The 16858-nt window shown below is 68.8% G+C and carries 18 protein-coding genes and 1 pseudogene; 8 read left to right on the top strand and 11 right to left on the bottom strand.

Going from position 1 to position 16858, the window contains the following annotated elements; translation table 11 throughout:
* Nucleotides 1-95: 95 nt before the first annotated feature.
* The gene (locus C6N75_RS15895; RefSeq protein ID WP_105869564.1) at nt 96-527 is read right to left on the bottom strand and encodes a hypothetical protein; all 432 of its coding nucleotides are present in this window, start codon (nt 525-527) and stop codon (nt 96-98) included.
* Between the two features lie 318 nt (nt 528-845).
* Here C6N75_RS15895 and C6N75_RS30210 point away from each other — a divergent pair, with 318 nt between their 5' ends.
* A complete protein-coding gene (locus tag C6N75_RS30210) occupies nt 846-1100 on the top strand; it encodes a hypothetical protein (protein WP_146132574.1) in 255 nt (84 codons plus the stop codon).
* 990 nt (nt 1101-2090) lie between these two features.
* On the opposite strand, the gene C6N75_RS15885 is transcribed toward C6N75_RS30210, so the two are convergent.
* From C6N75_RS15885 to C6N75_RS15875, 3 genes are all read right to left on the bottom strand, one after another.
* Nucleotides 2091-2489, bottom strand: coding sequence for a hypothetical protein (locus C6N75_RS15885; RefSeq protein WP_105869563.1), 399 nt, complete (start codon nt 2487-2489; stop codon nt 2091-2093).
* Between the two features lie 10 nt (nt 2490-2499).
* Entirely contained in the window at nt 2500-3168 is a 669-nt protein-coding gene (locus C6N75_RS15880) for a hypothetical protein (RefSeq protein ID WP_105869562.1), read from the bottom strand.
* Between the two features lie 769 nt (nt 3169-3937).
* Nucleotides 3938-5044, bottom strand: coding sequence for a hypothetical protein (locus C6N75_RS15875; protein ID WP_105869561.1), 1107 nt, complete (start codon nt 5042-5044; stop codon nt 3938-3940).
* A 104-nt stretch (nt 5045-5148) separates the two neighbouring features.
* On the opposite strand from C6N75_RS15875, the pseudogene C6N75_RS15870 reads away from it, so the two are divergent.
* Nucleotides 5149-5654, top strand: a pseudogene (locus C6N75_RS15870) (IS5 family transposase); the annotation flags it as partial.
* 1018 nt (nt 5655-6672) lie between these two features.
* Here C6N75_RS15870 and C6N75_RS31595 read toward each other — a convergent pair.
* Nucleotides 6673-6900, bottom strand: a complete 228-nt coding sequence (locus C6N75_RS31595) for a hypothetical protein (RefSeq protein WP_146132573.1) — start codon at nt 6898-6900, stop codon at nt 6673-6675.
* Nucleotides 6901-8150: 1250 nt separating this feature from the next.
* On the opposite strand from C6N75_RS31595, the gene C6N75_RS15860 reads away from it, so the two are divergent.
* The gene (locus C6N75_RS15860) at nt 8151-8924 is read left to right on the top strand and encodes a transposase (RefSeq protein ID WP_105869559.1); all 774 of its coding nucleotides are present in this window, start codon (nt 8151-8153) and stop codon (nt 8922-8924) included.
* 53 nt (nt 8925-8977) lie between these two features.
* Here the strand turns inward: C6N75_RS15860 and C6N75_RS30700 are convergent, their stop codons facing one another.
* Nucleotides 8978-9142, bottom strand: coding sequence for a hypothetical protein (locus C6N75_RS30700; RefSeq protein WP_181160486.1), 165 nt, complete (start codon nt 9140-9142; stop codon nt 8978-8980).
* 37 nt (nt 9143-9179) lie between these two features.
* On the opposite strand from C6N75_RS30700, the gene C6N75_RS15855 reads away from it, so the two are divergent.
* Nucleotides 9180-9374, top strand: a complete 195-nt coding sequence (locus C6N75_RS15855) for a hypothetical protein (RefSeq protein ID WP_258177436.1) — start codon at nt 9180-9182, stop codon at nt 9372-9374.
* 30 nt (nt 9375-9404) lie between these two features.
* Entirely contained in the window at nt 9405-9599 is a 195-nt protein-coding gene (locus C6N75_RS15850) for a hypothetical protein (protein ID WP_105869558.1), read from the top strand.
* A gap of 85 nt (nt 9600-9684) precedes the next feature.
* Here the strand turns inward: C6N75_RS15850 and C6N75_RS30695 are convergent, their stop codons facing one another.
* The 4 genes from C6N75_RS30695 to C6N75_RS15840 all read right to left on the bottom strand — a co-directional run bounded on the left by C6N75_RS30695 (nt 9685) and on the right by C6N75_RS15840 (nt 12163).
* Nucleotides 9685-9858 (bottom strand): hypothetical protein, encoded by a 174-nt coding sequence (locus tag C6N75_RS30695; protein WP_181160485.1) that lies wholly within the window; start codon nt 9856-9858, stop codon nt 9685-9687.
* Between the two features lie 236 nt (nt 9859-10094).
* Nucleotides 10095-10868 carry a helicase associated domain-containing protein gene (locus tag C6N75_RS15845; RefSeq protein WP_322888053.1) on the bottom strand — a complete coding sequence of 258 codons (774 nt, stop codon included), beginning with the start codon at nt 10866-10868 and terminating at the stop codon, nt 10095-10097.
* Nucleotides 10799-11290, bottom strand: coding sequence for a hypothetical protein (locus C6N75_RS31590; RefSeq protein ID WP_258177435.1), 492 nt, complete (start codon nt 11288-11290; stop codon nt 10799-10801). Before C6N75_RS31590 ends, C6N75_RS15845 begins: the two co-directional genes overlap by 70 nt.
* Nucleotides 11291-11836: 546 nt before the next feature.
* Nucleotides 11837-12163 (bottom strand): hypothetical protein, encoded by a 327-nt coding sequence (locus C6N75_RS15840; protein WP_146132572.1) that lies wholly within the window; start codon nt 12161-12163, stop codon nt 11837-11839.
* Between the two features lie 554 nt (nt 12164-12717).
* Between C6N75_RS15840 and C6N75_RS15835 the strand changes: the two genes are divergently transcribed.
* The 3 genes from C6N75_RS15835 (at nt 12718) to C6N75_RS15825 (ending at nt 14770) form a co-directional block, all read left to right on the top strand.
* Nucleotides 12718-12978, top strand: a complete 261-nt coding sequence (locus C6N75_RS15835; protein ID WP_146132571.1) for a hypothetical protein — start codon at nt 12718-12720, stop codon at nt 12976-12978.
* 227 nt (nt 12979-13205) lie between these two features.
* The gene (locus C6N75_RS15830) at nt 13206-13778 is read left to right on the top strand and encodes a hypothetical protein (protein ID WP_105869554.1); all 573 of its coding nucleotides are present in this window, start codon (nt 13206-13208) and stop codon (nt 13776-13778) included.
* A gap of 401 nt (nt 13779-14179) precedes the next feature.
* A complete protein-coding gene (locus C6N75_RS15825; RefSeq protein ID WP_105869553.1) occupies nt 14180-14770 on the top strand; it encodes a hypothetical protein in 591 nt (196 codons plus the stop codon).
* Between the two features lie 14 nt (nt 14771-14784).
* On the opposite strand, the gene C6N75_RS15820 is transcribed toward C6N75_RS15825, so the two are convergent.
* On the bottom strand, nt 14785-16858 hold a 2074-nt coding region (locus C6N75_RS15820; RefSeq protein ID WP_105869552.1), incomplete at its 5' end, for a helicase associated domain-containing protein.

The following is a 16858-nucleotide window of genomic DNA, read 5'->3' as shown; positions in this document are numbered from 1 at the left end:
CGTGCAGTTCCAGGACATCGACTACCTGGATCTCGACTACTGACCACGCCCCGGCCGCGGCCCCGCCCGGTAGCCGGGCGGGGCCGGGCGTCAGCTCACATGAGGTGAAGCCGAAGGCGGGCGCTGCGGTAGTCAGGATTCACGGTGAACTGGGCGTAGCCGCGCGCGTTTGCGTAGTCTCCCGTGCCTCCGGTGATGGCTTCCTGGAAGGAGGTGGTCAGAGGCCTGACGCTCTGGAGGGTGATCTGACCGTGAGGGGTGGCCAGTGACGTGTTGCACTGCGCAGTGCTGCTGTTGCTGCTTCGACCGACGATCGTGCACACGAACCCGTACGTGCCGAACGGCGCGCCCGTCTTCGTTTTGGTGGTCTTGCCCGAGGCCCCATACGCGGAGCCCACCGGCCCTGTGGGGTCGCCGAATCTCTGAGCGTCCGTCGTCGTGACGTCCAGTACCCTTTCAGTACCGCCGTCGTGCTGCGCTGCCGAAGCAGGGGTAGCCATCGCCAGAGAACTGACCAGGCCGACCACGCAGGCTGTCAGTGCGAGTCTCGTTCGGGCCTTCCGCATCTTTGCGCCTTTCGTTTTTTCTCCGGACCGTTGTCACCCTGCGGGCTTCACCGGAAAAGGACATGGCCACGGTAAGGGCGCGACCACAATGTGGCATCCGCTTAGTCCGAATAGCGGCGTTCATTCGTTTCACCGCGCTCGGGGTGTCCTTGCCTGCGCCTCCTACTACGGCATCCCGGTCCCCGAACTGCTGCGTGGAGCCGACCACGCCGTCCAGCTCCTACCGGCCGCCCGCCGCGCCGGCCTGGTGGGCGGCACCCAAACCACCCTGCCCACCGCATGACCACCGGCCACCCACGCCACCGCCCGACTCGGCACCAGCCGGCTGGGCCCACGGGTCGCCGTCCTGGTCGTGGGGCATGCTGGGTCTGCTGTGCCTTCAGCTACGCCGCCGGTCAGGCCCTCGCCGACCACTACGGCCTGACCGGCGCGGCCTCCGCCGCGCTGCTCGCCTGCTCGGCGCTCGCCGGCCTCATGGTCGCCTACGGCCTCATGGTCGCCGCACGCCGGTTCATCGCCCCACCCTGCGCTTGACCATCTCACACACGCAAGCGCGCCCGTAGCCATCCGAATTGGCTGCGGGCGCACTTGCGACTATATGCCAGCCGCCGACCATCGTCGATCAGTGTCATGTAGGGCGGCTACAGTTCGCCCGTCTCGGTATCTTTGCCCCGGGTGCGGAGCCAGTGAGTAGCGCCTCCAACGATGAGACCGCCGAGGATGACGCTGGAGGCCGTGGCCGCTATTTCAGACCATGCAGAGATCGGAAGCAGGGCGAGGAACACCCATCGCAGTATCGTCGCTGCGATCAAGCCACTGAAAACAGCCGCCCAAAGCCAGCCTTCATAGCCGAACAGCGGAGGTGACTGCCTACCCTCTCCTCGTTGATTCATAATTCATTCTCTTTTCACACGGCGAACGGTCACCGGCCTTTGAAGAATCCTTCACCAACCCCCCCTTGGCGAACCCTCCCAGAGCCCCGGCGGCAGCTCCTGGGCCGCAGCCGACACCGGCGGCGCCGGTTGCCCGACTACGCAACCGGCGCTCGTCGGGTGGGAATCGAGGCGCGGGTGGATCAGGGGCCCCCGGGCTGATCTGCTCGGTCGGCGTTGGCGCAACGCTTCTGTGTATATCGGTCCCATGCCTCGAAGGCGATGCTCACGGCGAAGATCATTGGCATTGCCAGGTACCAGGCGACGTCGGTCAGTACCAGGACTGCGACAGTGCCGCAGTAGATGAGAGGCCATGCCCACCATGGCTTGGATCGAGGGGTGTTGTTCATGAGATTCCCGTAGAGGGGGCGCGAATGGCCCATCGGTCGATGGTGCCTTGTTTGCCGTTCCTCACACCGATCGTGGTGCTTGGTCTCGAATGGAATCCCCGTGCCACGCGAGCTGGCCGCGACGGGCAGGCGGTCCGCCTGTGGGCGCTGAGCGGGACACGTCCTTCAAGGTGCTGGCACCATGCCGGGGCAGTGCGGCGGGTAGTTGCCGTAGACCGCAGCTTTACTTGACGTCCGCTCGGTCAGATCATCAGGGCAACCGACAGCAGGCCGCCTGCCGCAGCCACGGCGGAGGCGAGGCCCCATTGCCAGGCCGCCACCTCGCGCGCCCGACCGCGTGACACCAGCACCACGACCGAGTTGGCCGCGAGCGCCGGAAACAGGACACCGAAGAGCGCGAACATCCCCACCCGAGGCAAGGTCAGCTCCACCGTCATCGCCAGTGCGGCCACCGTGACGGCAACCATAGCCACGGCATACAACCACCCCGACACGCGCAGGACATCGTCGCCAGGGCGCGGTTTGGGCCCACTCCCTTCGCTGTGCTTCCAGTGGCGCCGTTCCGTGTCGACCCAAGCAGCGAACATGAGGACCACTTCGACGACCACAGCCACCACGGCCATGATCTCCAGGGCGCTCACCGCACTCACCTCACTTGCTGCAAGCATTGGAGATCGCGGTGATGCCTATGAGCGCCTTCACCATCTCGCGCTCCTTGGAACCGACGCGCTTGCCATTCACAAACCGCCATATGATGCTCGCCGTCTTCTTGGAGCCGTACTTCTTCATCAGCGCCACGGCACGCACCACCCTGATACTCGAACCCGCGGGCACGAAGGTGAGTAGAACGCCGGCGATGGCGGCACCGCACGTAGCGAGGAATCTGGTCTGATCCCACCAGCCAGGGTCGGCGACCACCGGGAAGGCTGTATCGGGTGTGAAGTCGATGTGCTGGACCAGCGTGTCGCCGTCGAGTTCATAGCGCGTGGGCAGGTCTTTTCCATGGGCATCTCGGGCCCATGGTTTGTCGAAGATGCCCAGAAGGGTCTTATCCGGCCTCGAGCCTGCTGTGATTCCTATCGTCCCGTCCTCGAAGAGCTCCGCTTGAGCACCTTCCGGCAGGTGGAGGGGGAACCGATAGTCGCGAGCGGCTCTCGCGTTCTTGATGACGGCAAGGACGCGGGCCCCCGACGCGGTCGGCTGGACAGCGTAGTCAGTACTAGCGCCTGCTTGCGCGTAGACGATCGTGCCAGCGGCACTCAGGGTCCCTGCCGCTGCCGGAGAACCTGGCAGACCAGTCCCCAGGTGGTCGTCCCCCACCCGAGTCCTCACTTGTCCATTGGCACGAACCGGTACCGAGGCCGCACTAGCATCACCTGCCGTCACATAGGCCTCCGAGGCCGATGAATCACGACCCAAACGGCTGGACACCACATCATCAGTTCCGGTGACTGCCTCGACCACGGCAGCTGTGTCCCGGACCGGTACCGTGGCCGCGTGCGCAGGCATCACCGAGGCGAGCACTACGACCGCCGTAGCGACAGACAACGTGCATACCGACTTCACTTAGCCCCCTACGATCCAGATCGCTCCATTGCGACGCCTACGCAGGCGCGACAATTCGCTGACGATAAATCAGCGATGGTTAACGAAACCTCAATCAGAGGCTACGTAAGCGCCCTTCGGGCCGTCTGGGCGTCCAGCGTGTCCGGTCTGGAACTCCGGGCGTGGCGGTTGGCGGGCGGCGTTGGTGTGTCAGTGGGTGGCCGCGTGGGTGTCACTGGTTGTTTGGCCTGGTGGGTGGCTTACTCGGCTGACAGTCGTGCGGTTGTGTTGGTGGCGTGAGTGCGGTTGTCGCGGGGTCGGCGGGGCGTTGAGTCTGTGGGCGGTGGGGTGGGTCCTGGTGTGGTGGTGAGTGGGAAGGGGCCCCGGTGCGGTCGGTGTGGGGGTTTCTCCCGGATGGGTCGAGGAGGAGCCGCCGGTACTGTTCGGCGGCGTGCCGGACGCGGGCGTGGCGGACGATGAAGGCCCGGCGTGAGGCCATCGACGCCGGCGGAGCGGCGCTGAAGGCCGTGCTGGAGGGCCGCCGTCATCCATGGCCCCGCTTCACCTGCCCGGAGCTGTCGGTGATCTCGGAGGCTCGCAGCGTTTCGTCGAGGGCTTTGCGGATCAGGCTTCCCGAGACGGGCCTGCGCTCATGGCTGATGCTCCACTGGAAGAGCAGGGACATGGGCGAGTTCCAGGTCTTCTCGTGCAGGTCGTAGCTGGGTATCAGCGGGACTCGGCCGGTGCTGTCGCGGACGCGTGAGATGACGGCGCTGAGCACGTCGGCAAGCTCGGGGCTGATGAGGATGAGCTGTTCCTGGTCGGTCTTCGAGGGCGCGATCTGGAGGAGCGGCACGACGTCTCCGCTGGGCAGCCGGTAGCTGATGATGCTGTGGTGGCTGAGTTCCTGGAGCTCCTCGATCCGGATTCCGGTGTGACGGAAGATTTCGATGGCCGCCCAGGCCCAGAACGCCCGCCGTTCTTCCGCGCCCAGGTCGCGTCGCTCGCCTGCGGCGTCACGGACCCCGGTGGGGTGCCCGTCAGGACGGACGCTGCTCTTGGGGACGGTGAAGGTATCCCCGAGGACCGTGAAGGTAGATCCCAGCGGTGCCGCGTTGAGCGCGTCGAGCCTGGCCGTAGCGTCTTTCAGCCTGCGGATGGCGACCCGGACGAGCGCTGGCAGGACGGGAAGACGTTCCCGGGTGCGTCGGTCGGACTTGGACTTCTGGCGCCTCTCCAGCTTCTTGACGGAGCACTCGGCCTCGGTGACTGGGGGAGGAGAGGCCCACTGTCCCCACCGTTCGGGCTCGCTCAAGGCCCACTCGCCGATGTCGAGGTAGAACGCCCGCACCGTCATCTTGATCGCGGGTGCGCTGGTCCACGGTTCGGTCACCGTGATCACCGTTCCGTCGGCTTGTCTGCGACGGGCGGTCTTCGTCACGAGACGGGTCCTCCAGGTCGTGGCGATCTCGGGTGACAGCCGGAGGGAGTCGATGCCGGGGTGGTGCTGCTCGAGGTCGGCCCAGAAGTTGCCGGCGAGGACCGCTGCCAGGCTCTTGAGAGTGGCGTAGTCCAGGGTGGGCTGGCGTTCGGTGAGGTAGTCGACGAGCAGGCCGCGGACGGGCTGGCACTTCAGGTCGTAGCGGTCCACGAACCGTGCCGGAGTGACTTGTCCGGCGCGGTGCGTGGTGAACAGCAGGGTCGTGGGGCCGGCGCCCGCAAAGCCCGTCCCCGGATACCGAAAAAAGGACGACGCCCCGGCACCACCGCCCCGACGAGGGACTCGGACGGTCTCGGGGCGGCCTGACGTGCAAGTTCCACCTCGCCGGCGAAGGCGGCTGCCGCCCCATGGCCCTCCTGCTCACACCGGGACAGTGGGGCGACGCCCCGCAAATGGTCGAGGTCCTGGACCGGATACGAGTTCCCCGGCCTATGGGCGGACGCCCCCGCACCCGGCCGGACCATGTCAGTGGCGACAAGGCTTACAGCTCACGCCGAAACCGCCGCTACCTGCGAAGACGCCACATCCGACATACGATCCCGGAACCGAAGGACCAGCGGGCCAACCGCCGCCGCAAGGCAGAGAAGGCGGCAGACCCACAGGCTTCGAACGAGACCGCTACCGACGCCGCAACGAGGTCGAGCGGACCATCAACCGGCTCAAGAACTCCCGTGCCGTCGCGACTCGATACGACAAGCGGGCCTACGTCTTTCACGGCACCGTCACCGCCGCAGCGATCCGACTCTGGCTCCGACAGTGATCCGCCGGACACTGCCTTAGTGTCTGTTTGAGATGGGTAGAAACCCAGGTCAGCCAGGGTGTGTGGCGGTTGGGGTGGGTGTAGCCGTTCCGGTTCTCCGTCACGGTGACGGAGAACCGGAACGGGACGAGATCGGTGTCCGTCACCCGGATCCGGGGGAATCCTCCGAATGTGAGTGACAGGTGCACGTGGTGCGGATCGGTAATCTCGGCCAAGGACGGGCGCCGGTACTGTCCCCGGCCGCGTTCGTGCAGGCAGGCGGCCTATCGGAATCGGAAGCGGGCTGCCGCCGCGTTCCGGGCCAGGATCGCCCTGCTCCAGATCGGCGGTGAGATCCGCGGCCGGTGTGAGGCCCTGGAGCAGGCCCTTGCCGACGTGGTCGACAGCAGGCACGCGGCGCCCGGGCTCCACAGCACCGCCGCCGCCGACTTCGCATCGCTGACCCGGGAGCTGATTCGTGCCGCAGTCGTCGCGGACCGGGCGGCGGGTGCGACCTGGGAGGAGATCGGCCGGCCCCACGGACTGACCGCCGACGCCGCACGGGCGCGGTGGGGACACCTCCGCCTCATCTGGCCACCTGAGCGACCGTCCCCGTGATCGACGAGGTACTCAAACAGACAGTTAGCCCGCTTGGAGTTGCAGCTCGCGGAGCCCGCCGTCGCTGGGAAAGCGATGTGCAGCGATGCCGGGCGGGTGTGGGGGTGGCAAGAGCAGCTCAGGGGACCTGGCAACGGCGGCACCGGCGTACACGTGGTCGTCTCCGCCTTCATCGCCAGGTTCCTTGTGGAGGGCCGGCTGGGTGTCTTGCTTGGGCTATTCGGATGCACGCTGGGGCGGTTGATAAGGATTCGCGTTTGCTCATCGTGTGGGGTGGTGGTCTCAGCGCTTCAGTGGAGGAGTTCTCGGTGGGATATCACCGCATTTCGAGTGCCGTTTTGGCGGCGCTCGCTGTCGTCGTCGCGTCCCCGGCGTGGGCGGTGGCCGAGCCGCTGCCTCCGGTCGTAGTCGGCAACGGCAATCAGGTCGGGACCGGCAACCAGATGGCCGGCGGTGACCTCAACAATGCCGGGCGGGACAACAACTCGGCCGGACGGGACAACATCGTCGGCTCCACGGTGAACAGCAGCGGCCAGAGCACCACTCCGCCTCCGCTATCAGAGGAGAACGACGGCCTGGGAAGCCCCTCCCAGCGCTGCACACCTTCAGGCACCAGTGGCAACCAGATCTGCACGTGGACGATCACCACGAGAGGCCTCTATCAGCTGCAGGTGCCCCTCAGCGTCGAGCAGGTCCAGGTGTTGCTCGTGGGTGGCCGCGGCGGGGGTGGCTATGGGATCGATGACGGAGGAGGCGGTCACGGGGACTCCCTTCAGTCGACACTGCCCATGACCGTGGTGCCGAACAACCACCTGTACGTTTTGGTCGGCGGCAATGGAGGTAGGGGCGGGCTCCTGAATGGGGGCTCCGGTGGGTTCAACGGAGGTGCCGCCGGCGGCATCGACGGTTCCCTGGGCGGAAGCGGCGGCGGTGCTGGGGCCACGGACGTCCGAACTCAGCCGACCTCGGTCCCTGGCACCCTCAACACCCGACTGCTCGTTGCCGGAGGCGGAGGCGGAGGCGGATCGAGTAATGAGAGCAACGGCGGTAACGGGGGCTCGGCGGGGCTGCCCACGGCATCCGCAGGGGGTGGAACGAATGGCGGTGGAGGGGGCGGAGCAACCCAGGGCGGCGCGGCAGGGACCGGAATCACCCCCGGCGCCCCGGGAACTCTGGGGATCGGAGGGAAGGGAGCTGATGCTCCCAACGCCGACCGTGATGTCAGCGCAGGCGGAGGCGGAGGCGGAGGCTGGTACGGGGGCGGAGGCGGAGGTGCCGGTGCTGTGGGCGGAGGGGGCGGTGGCGGTTCCGACTACCGAAACCCGGCCGCTACGGGCCCCGCGCCATCGACGGCGACGGTCGGCGCCCGGGCTGTGATCACCTGGTGCCAGGCCCCTGCCGGCAGCCCCGCCTGCACCGTTCCCCCGGGCACCACCAGTGACACTCTCACCGACCAGTCGGGCCAGCCCCAAGCCACCGCACGTCCGGCAAACCCCGCGTGGACCAGGCGTGAGAACTAGAGAACCGAAACAGCACTGACACCACCGCAGCGACTGCACCACGCCTACCCGACACCAGGCGCGACGGCGGGGTGGAGGCAACAGGCCCGCCTGCTCTGAGCGTCGGCAGCTTTGGCGGCCGGATGACCTCCCACCAGGTGCCGGGATCGAGCCCGCTGTGGGGGCGGCCCGAGGGACGGTGACAAGCGGCTCTCCTGCCGGCTGTGGACGGTGCCGCAGTCTCGACCTCAGGGAGTGCGCGGTCACGTGAGGGTATGGGAAGGGATCGGCGGGCGGTGGTCGTCTGTAGGAGGCCAAGCCATCCCGCGTCGCTCTCAGCATCACCGCTCGCCCTAGGGGTTGTCCCGTAACTGCTGGCCAGGGGTGAGATGATCTTGTCGTGGCTGGTGTGATCACGGCGTCGGAGCCCTCGTGGATAGGCCCGTTCACCGGGCTGAGCCCTCGGCAGTTCAACAAGCTGATCACCGCGCTGCGGCGTGAGGGGGCCGATCCGGTCCGCAAGGGCCGACCGTGGTCGCTGCCGTTGGAGGACCGGGTGCTGCTGGTGGCCGCGTACTGGCGCACCAACCTCACCCTGCGTCAACTCGCCCCGCTGTTCGGCGTCTCGAAGTCGGCAGCCGACCGGATCGTCACCCACCTCGGACCGGCTCTCGCCCTCCAGCCCCGGCGGCGATTCCGTAAGGAGGCCATGCTCATCGTGGACGGCACGCTGGTCCCCACCCGCGACCGGACCGTGGCCGCCTCCAGCAAGAACTACCGCTACTCCACCAACCACCAGGTCGTCATCGACGCCGACACCCGCCTCGTGGTCGCCGTCGGCAAGCCGCTTCCCGGCAACCGCAACGACTGCCGGGCCTGGCAGGACTCCGGCGCGAAGACCGCCGTCGGCACCACCCCCACGGTGATCGCCGACGGCGGCTACCGGGGCACCGGGCTGACCATCCCGCACTACCGCCGGCACAAGGACGAGGAACTACCGGCCTGGAAGGAGGAACACAACGCCTCCCACCGCAAGGTGCGAGCCCGCGTCGAGCACACCTTCGCCCGCATGAAGAGCTGGAAGATCCTCCGTGACTGCCGCCTCAAGGGCGACGGCGTCCACCACGCCATGCTCGGCATCGCCCGCCTGCACAACCTCACCCTCACCGGATAACAGGCAAACAAGCAGGTCAGCCTGCACGCCTCAGGTCATTTACGGGACAACCTCTAGGGCGCGGCGGTCGGTCGACGGCCGGGCGGTGCGGGCAGCGGGTCGGGTGGGGAGGCGGCGATCAGGCGGCGTACCAAGTCGGTGGATTCCTGCACCGGGGTCAGCGCCGGGGCGACCGGCGCCCCGAGAGTAGCCAGGGCTCCGGCCAGGATGTCAAGCAAGTCTGGATCCCCCCGCGACATGCGCACGATGCCGGGCATGACGACGAACGTCGAATTCGGCCTGGACGTCAGCACCGGCCGCGCCGTCCTCGGCGTGCCGGCCGACTGCCCGAATCCGGAGCGGAACCGCTACCTCGCCTACGTGGCCGGCCGGTACAGCGTCCCCGTGTGCGAGACCTTGGCCGACACCGTGGCGGAGGCCCTCGCCCTCCTTGCTGAAGTCGTAGCCTGAGCGCCCATCCGCCGCACTCCAGGGAGACCCATGCCCGAGACGTCCGCCAGCCACCTGCGCGCTCTCGCTGCCGACGCCAAGGCCCTGCAACAGCGCCTGCACGATGCCCTTGCCGGGATGGACGATCCGGCACCCACCGTGAGCTTCCAGCTCGGAGAAGCGCACGGCTCGCTGGGCGCGGCCGCGCAGAGCCTGGAAGCGGCCTCCCAGGCTCGCTCAGCCTGACCCCAAGGTGCGCCGATACTTGCCCGGGCGGCCCCGCACCGGCAGCCGCCCAAGCGCGCCCGAGCACGGCGGACGCAGTCAACCCTCACTGCCGTCGCCGGAAGCGCAGCAGGCTGGCCACCACCTCGGGCAGCGCCTTCAGTACGGCCACCGTGTCGGCGCGCTCGGCCCGGAACAGCGCGACGATGCAGACCACGCAGGCCAGCACCAGGGCGGTCAGGACGGCGATCGGCAGCACGGCCAGAAGGTCGATCATCATGTGTGTTCCTCCAAGGATCTGACGGAAAAAGGTGTCCCCCCCCGGACGTCGATCACCGGGGGGCAGCACCGTGCAGGGCCGGCGACCAAGCGACGCAAACCCCCGCCCAGAGCGGGAAAGCCGTGCAGCACGGAAGGGGCGGCCGCTCACGGTGGTGAGCGGCCGCCCCTGTGCTGCGCGACCTTTGCCGGTACCTACGTTGTGGGGGGATGGGCGCCAGATGTTGGGTCGGTCCGTCAAAAATTTGCCCAGGCGAGCCCGAGGGCGGCGAGCGCGGCGAGACGCTCCCCGCTCAGCTTGGCGCGTCGGGTCTTGGTATTGGACAGCCACACCCCCAGCCGCACCTCCGTCCCGTCGGCCAGCCGTTCGACGTGGTGCCGGGGCACGGTGACCGACCCGGTGCGGGCCCGGTACTGGGCCAGGGCGGCGGTGCCCCGCTCGAAGCTCCCGGCCGGCACCCCGGACTCAGCCGCGCCAGGGGCCGGGCCGAGGGCCGGCTGCTCGGCCGCCAGCTCGGACAGCGGGACGACGCCGAGTTCCTCCAGGAGCGCGCGCTGCTCCTCGGCCAGGCCGGCCCAGACGGCCGGCTGCCGCTGCTGTTCCAGCCACCGCCCCACGTCCATCCCGTGCACCGTCACCCCGGGCAGCACGTCGCCCTGGCCGTCCTCCTCGCGCAGCAGCTCCCGCACGGCGGCGTAGTGCCGTTGCCAGGCGGCCGGCCATGCCGGGTTCCAGTGCCGGTCGACATCCTCAAGCGCGGCTGCCCAGTCGGGGTGGCCGTCCAGGGCGCCGGGCCGGCGCAGGTTGGCCAGCCACTGCCCCACCGGCCGGTTTAACGCCGTTGCGGACCGAGGCGCGCACAGCGTCCAGTGCTCGGCGTAGTACGCCTTGGCGGCCTCCAGGCTCTCCTGGAACCGCTCGTTCAGTTCGGTCGGTGCTGTCAGATGGAGGTGATTTCCAGGGTGACTACGGAGTAGACGCTTGCAACAGTGCCCAGGCCGGCGGTGCACAGGGTGATGGCGGTGGCCGCCCCGGTCTCGGTGATGACGGCGGTGTCGCCGGCGAATAGTCCGTCGGTGACCGTGCCGGTCAATGTGGTGACCAGGACTGCGCCGACGACGGACACGGTGCGGTTGAGTGCCAGGGTGCTGGTCGCCCCGGTGTTCCAGGTGATGGTCCGCGTGCCGGGACCGGAGGTGAGGAGGTCGAAGCATGAGCGCATCCGCGGCTGTCCGGTGTTCTGCCATGAGCCGGAGGTCAGCGCTGCCACTGAGGTGGAGACGCAGGGGCCTAGCTGCGCGTTCTGTGTCGAGGTGACCAGCTGCTGGGTGTTGGTCAGCGGCGGGTCGTAGATGACGCTGGAACTGCTGGGCGGTGTACAGGTGACGTCCAGTAGACCCTTGCTGCCAGCGTACGCGCTGCTAGCGGACACTATGCCGGCGCTGAGCACGAGTATTAGGCCGGTTGCAGCCGCCAGTGCTCTGCGTATGCCAGCCGGAGTTCGCGGACGGATTCTCTTCAGCACGGACCCTCCTGATGATGACCGCCTGCACCCGCACGCCGCATCACGCCTGACGCACGCTGGTGAGACCGAGAACGACGATTGAACCAACCAAGCGCGAACGCACAGCCGATGACCACGGCTGCACTCGAGTGCTCGGAGGCGTTCTCGGGTGCGCAGGCGTGCCGAGAGACCAGCGGCGTGGTGGTCCGTGCACGCAGGATGCGGGCGCCCCTCCTGGCCTGCAATAGCCCAATCAGGCCAGCGCAGCCATCAATGCACCGGGCGCCGCACGGCGCACGACAGCGCACGCAGAGGGGCGCGGGCTCCCGCCTCGCGCCAGATGCTGCCCGCCCGCACCACAGTGGCCCTGAGGGCCAAACCCAATCTTCGCGCCCCCCGGCCCCGGGAGCGTGATGAGCCTTCGCCACCGAGGTAAACACGTCGCGTCCGTGGGCTCCTTCGTCACCAGGGATGTCAGGGCAGGAGGCCAGGGGCGAGCGCTTGGAAGTAACCGTTGAAGATCGCGGAGGAGGGGAGGATGGTGTCGATGTCGACGTCCCCGTACTTGGAGATGTAGTCGGCTCCACCGCACTGGTTGAGGGCGCTGCCGAGGGGCACCCCGGCGAGATTCCCGCCCAGGGAACCGTCGGTGCTTCGGGTGACGCCGTTGGCGCGGGCACCGTTGTCGAGGTTGGCGCAGGTGACACCGAACGCCGGGGACAGGATGCTGCCGGTCCCGCCGGCGGACGCGGGTGCCGCACCGACAAGACCGCCCCCTGCCACTGCCGCAGCGACGGTCAAGACCGATGTTGCCTTACGTGTGAGCATGACGGGTGAACGAGGGACTTCGCCTGCCTGACACGGCTTTGCTCGTAGATCGGCACGTCAGAGCGCGGATCCGGCGATGCTGCTGCCCGGTCGGCCACGTCACCTCGCCCATCACTCCGCCACCGGCTGCGCCTCACTGCCGCGCCCTGCGCCGGGCAGGCGGCCATGTGCGCGGCGGAGTCCCTGGCCGTGTCATGTAATTGTCATGGGGGGCGCTTACCTAACAGGTGATGAGCGCGCCCCCTCATCAGGCTATGGCGCTGGTACCAGACCGTCCTCCAACCTTCGCCCAGAGGAAGCGTCGTGGTCTCGTGCCGTCTGTCCTTCAGAGGAGCGCGCGAGGCCAAGTGTCAACTAGGGAGTTCGTGATGCGCCGATCTCGCAACACTGTTGTGCTCGGCTGCGCAACTGCCGTGTGCGCGGCAGCACTGCTGACCGCCCCGGCCGCGGCTGCCACCAGCACTCCCACGCATCTCTCGGCGGCCTCTGCGTGCCTCACAGCCGTGGACGCCGCCATGGCCAGCAACGTGAGCACCCAAAGCTCCATCGAACTGGACGACCTGACCACTGCCGAAGTCGACAACGACCTCACCGGCGCCTACCTCGCGCAGGCCGGCACGGACCGCGCCGACATCCCCCTCACCGCCCCGCTGATCGCGGTCGCCGCGATGCAGCAGACGACCGTGCGGGCCGGCCTGCGAAGGAACGAACCACGGGTCGTCCTACTGGCCCGGACCGCTGCCCTCGGCGAGACGCTGGGCATGTTGCGCGCCTACGGCGAGATCTGACCTTCCCCGGGCCCGCGCCCACCACCACCCTGCGGCACACAGCCGGTGAGCCACCCGGCGGCGCAACAACGGACGGACCCCGCTACTCCCGCCGCCCGCTCACCGCACCCGCACAGCCGACCACACCCACCCACAGCTCCGGGCGGCCAGGCCGAGCCAGCGCCAGCCCAACACCTGGCAGACCCCCGTGATCGCCGAAGACCACCACATCCTCGAAGGGGACCGCGATGAACCAGCCCACGGCATTTCGCCGACCGTTCCGCAACCGCCTGGGAGCGCTGCTCACGGGAGCGTGCCTCTCGGCGGCCGCTCTCGTCTCCGTCCCCACCGCCCAGGCGGCCCCGCAGGGGGTGCTGGACCTCACCTGCACGCCGCCCAGCAGCTCGGTCACGACCTACACCCCCGCCCTCACCAACACCCCGCAGACGGTCTCCTCGACCGTCTCCTACCAGTTCGGCCCCTGCCTCTCCAGCTCCGGTGTCACCTCCGGCACCGCGGTCCTCAACAACGCCCCAAGACAGCGCAGTTGCCTGGACCTGCTGGGCAGCGCCAGCCGGACGCTGACCGTCACATGGAACACCGGGCAGACCAGCACCATGTCGCTCAACGTCTCCGCCACGGTCGTCGGGGCCGTCCTCCAGACCGTCCTGACCGGCACCGTCACCTCCGGGCTCTTCCAAGGCGACGCCGTCCTGATCAACCAGACCGCGCCCGCGGCCACCATCCTGACCTGCACCGCCGGCCTGGGCACCGTCCCGAGCCTCTACAGCACCGTCGCCCTGGAAGTCACCTCGCTCTGACACCCACCGCCCCGACGAGAAACCGCGGGCTCCGCGGCCCAGCCCTGCGCGCGCCGCCCCCGCACACTGCCAAGGCACTGCTCTGACGCAGACAGCAACGCCACCACGCACCCCAAGCCCACCGGCACCGGACCGGCCGGACCGCCGCCGTCGCACGCACCCGAGTACCTACCCGCCACCCGCGCCGCCCACCACCATCCTGCGCCCCCTACCGCTTCCAGCCACCACTGCACGCTTTCCAGCCGCTCGGCCGACAGCCGCCGCTTGGCCCTCGGCCTACGCCAGCCACGGCCCAAGCGTCAGGAAAGCCCTTGCCCTTTCCCTGCCCGCGCATCCCGAAGCCCCTCGCCAGCAGGCCCCAGCCCTCCGCCTTCCCACCGCCCCCTGCGAAGGAGCCGTACATGACCCCCAACCGCAGCCCGCACCCCGCTCGCGCACTACCACTGCGCACCTGGTGCCTGGCCTGGACCGCAGCGCTGCTCCTGATGCTGAGCATGGCCGGCAACGCCAAGGCGCTCGGCACCCGAGACCAGGGCGTCCTGGACGTGGAATGCATCCCGCCGAGCAGTTCGAACGTCGTCTACAACCCTCCCCTCACCAACGTGCCGCAGCCAGTGGTATCCACCCAGAACTGGCAACTGGGACCCTGCGTCTCGGCATCCAAGCCGGCCCTGACCTCAGGCACCCACAGCCAGACCTCCCTGCCCCGCGACCGCACCTGCTTCGATCTGCTCGCCGCGGGCCCCGAGACCAAGACGATCACGTGGAACACCGGTGACACCAGCACCCTGTCCATGAACCGCACGGTGTCCGTAGCCGGTGCCGCCCTGATCGTCACCCACACCGGAACAGTGACCTCCGGCCTCTTCGCCGGTGACAGCGTCCTCATCACCGAGACCGGAGTCGCTACCGCCATCACCCTGTGCACCCTCGGCCTCGGATCCGTCGGCAGCGTCTACAGCCAGATGACCCTCACCATCACCTCCCTCTGACAACGAGTGGCCGATCAAACCTCAGAGGCCCACGCGAGTCCGAGGGCTGCGAGCGCGGCGAGCCGCTCGGCGGTCAGCCCCGCGCGGCGGGTTTTCGTGTTGGTCAGCCACACCCCCAACCGCACCTCCGTCCCGTCCTCCAGCCGCTCGACGTGCTGCCGGGGCACGGTCACGCTCCCGGTCCGGGCGCGGTACTGGGCCAGGGCGGTGGCGCCCCGCTCGAACGCCCCGGCCGGGGACGCGGCACCGGCGGGGGTCGGGGCCGGCCCCGGCGCGGTGGCCGCCTCCGCCTCCGGCAGCGGAGCGATGCCGAGTTCCTCCAGCAGCTCCCGCTGCTCCTCGCTCAGGCCGGCCCAGACGGTCGGCTGTCGCTGCCGTTCCAGCCACCGCCCCACATCCATGCCGTGGACCGTGACGCCGGGCAGCACGACGGCCTGGCCGTCTTCCCCGCGCAGCAGTTCCCGCACCGCCGCGTAGTGCCGTTGCCAGGCGGCCGGCCACGCCGGGTTCCAGTGCCGGTCGACACCCTCAAGCGCGGCCGCCCAGTCGGGGTGGCAGTCCAGGGCGCCGGGCCGGCGCAGGTTCGCCAGCCACTGCCCCACCGGCCGATCCAACACCGCAGCCGTACGCGGCGCGCACAGTGTCCAGTGCTGCTCGTAGTACGCCTTGGCGGCTTCCAGGTTCTCCTGGAACCGCTCATCCGCCACCGACCACACCATGCCCAGCTTCTCCAGGCGGGCCGCGCGCCGGCCGGTCATCTGCCCCGCCCCGAACGCCCGCCGCTGCTCCGCGACCCACGCCCCGAGCGGGAACGCGCCCTCCTTGTGCCCGTAAGGCACCCGCACGTGCCCCTCCCGCTCCGCGTACTCCTTCAGCCGGCTCCAGCCGCGGGCCCAGTCCTGCCGCTCGACGTCGATCACGTTGAAGGACACCCACTCCGCGACCAGCCGCGGGTCCCGAGGAGCCGCAAACCGCAACAACAACCGCGCCTCCTCCTCACCCTCCTCAGGTGCCGCACCGATGCTCGTAGAGGGCTCTACGGTCCTTTTCTGGGGCTCCTGCGGAATGGCCAGCAGCTCCACCGCTTCCTCATCGTGCGCACGCAGACCCTGGAGCACCTTCACCAGCGGACGGTAAGACCCGGAAGTGAACATATCCTCCGCATCCTCCCCGGGCTGAAGGAACACCGGCACGATCAGCGACGCCAATTTCCCCTCACCCGGCTTCTGCCGCAACGCCCGCCCAATGGCCTGGACAATGTCATGAGGCGCACCCTTCGGATCCAGCAGCGCCACCGAATCCACCGCGCGGATATCCACCCCTTCGCCCAGGACCCGGCAATTCGAAAGCACCGCCCGCCGCGCCGTCGCCCCGAACCGCCGCAGCACCTCGCGCCGCTGCTCGGCCGGATGCTCCCCACACAGCCAATCCGCCCACAGCCGACCCGGGTAGGTCCCGGGCCGGTCGGCATGCTGCTTCGCGGCCACCGCCTTCAGGCCGGCCGCGAACGCCTGCGCCTCCATCGTCCGATGATGGAAGGTGATGCACGTCTGAAGCCCATGGGTCGCCATGGCGTGCAGGAGCGCCGCCTGAAGCGCCCCCAGTCGCTGCCCGCGCACCTTCTCGCTATGCCGCTCCTCACCCCGCAGTCGCTCCGGGCTCACCACCGGATCGGTCAGCTCCAGCACGATGACCTGGTACCGCGCCAGCAATCTTCGCGAGACGGCGGAGGCCAACGAGAGCTTGTAGAGCACCGGCCCGAAGACCGCTTCGTCGTCCATGCTGGCCGCCAGCTCGGCCGGCAGCGCCTCCCGCACCCCCTCAGCCACCTCGTAGGCCGGCTGCTCCTGCCAGATCCGCGGCGTCGCCGTCATATACAGCCGCCGATCGGTCGGGATGACGGCCTGGTCGTGCACCGCAGCCCACGCCTTACCCATCGACCCCGACGTACGGTGCGCCTCATCGACCACCACCAGGTCCAGCGGCGCGAGCTGCTGCCCGTAGGCACCGGCGAACGCCTCCTCCAGCACCCCCAACGACGCGTACGTCCCGAAGATCAGCACCGGCCCGGACCCATGCCACATCGCC

The sequence above is a fragment of the Streptomyces solincola genome (genome assembly GCF_002982015.1).
Taxonomy (GTDB): Bacteria; Actinomycetota; Actinomycetes; order Streptomycetales; family Streptomycetaceae; genus Streptomyces; species Streptomyces solincola.
Note: the sequence above shows the minus strand (reverse complement) of the source record. Positions and strands in the feature narration are given on the sequence as shown.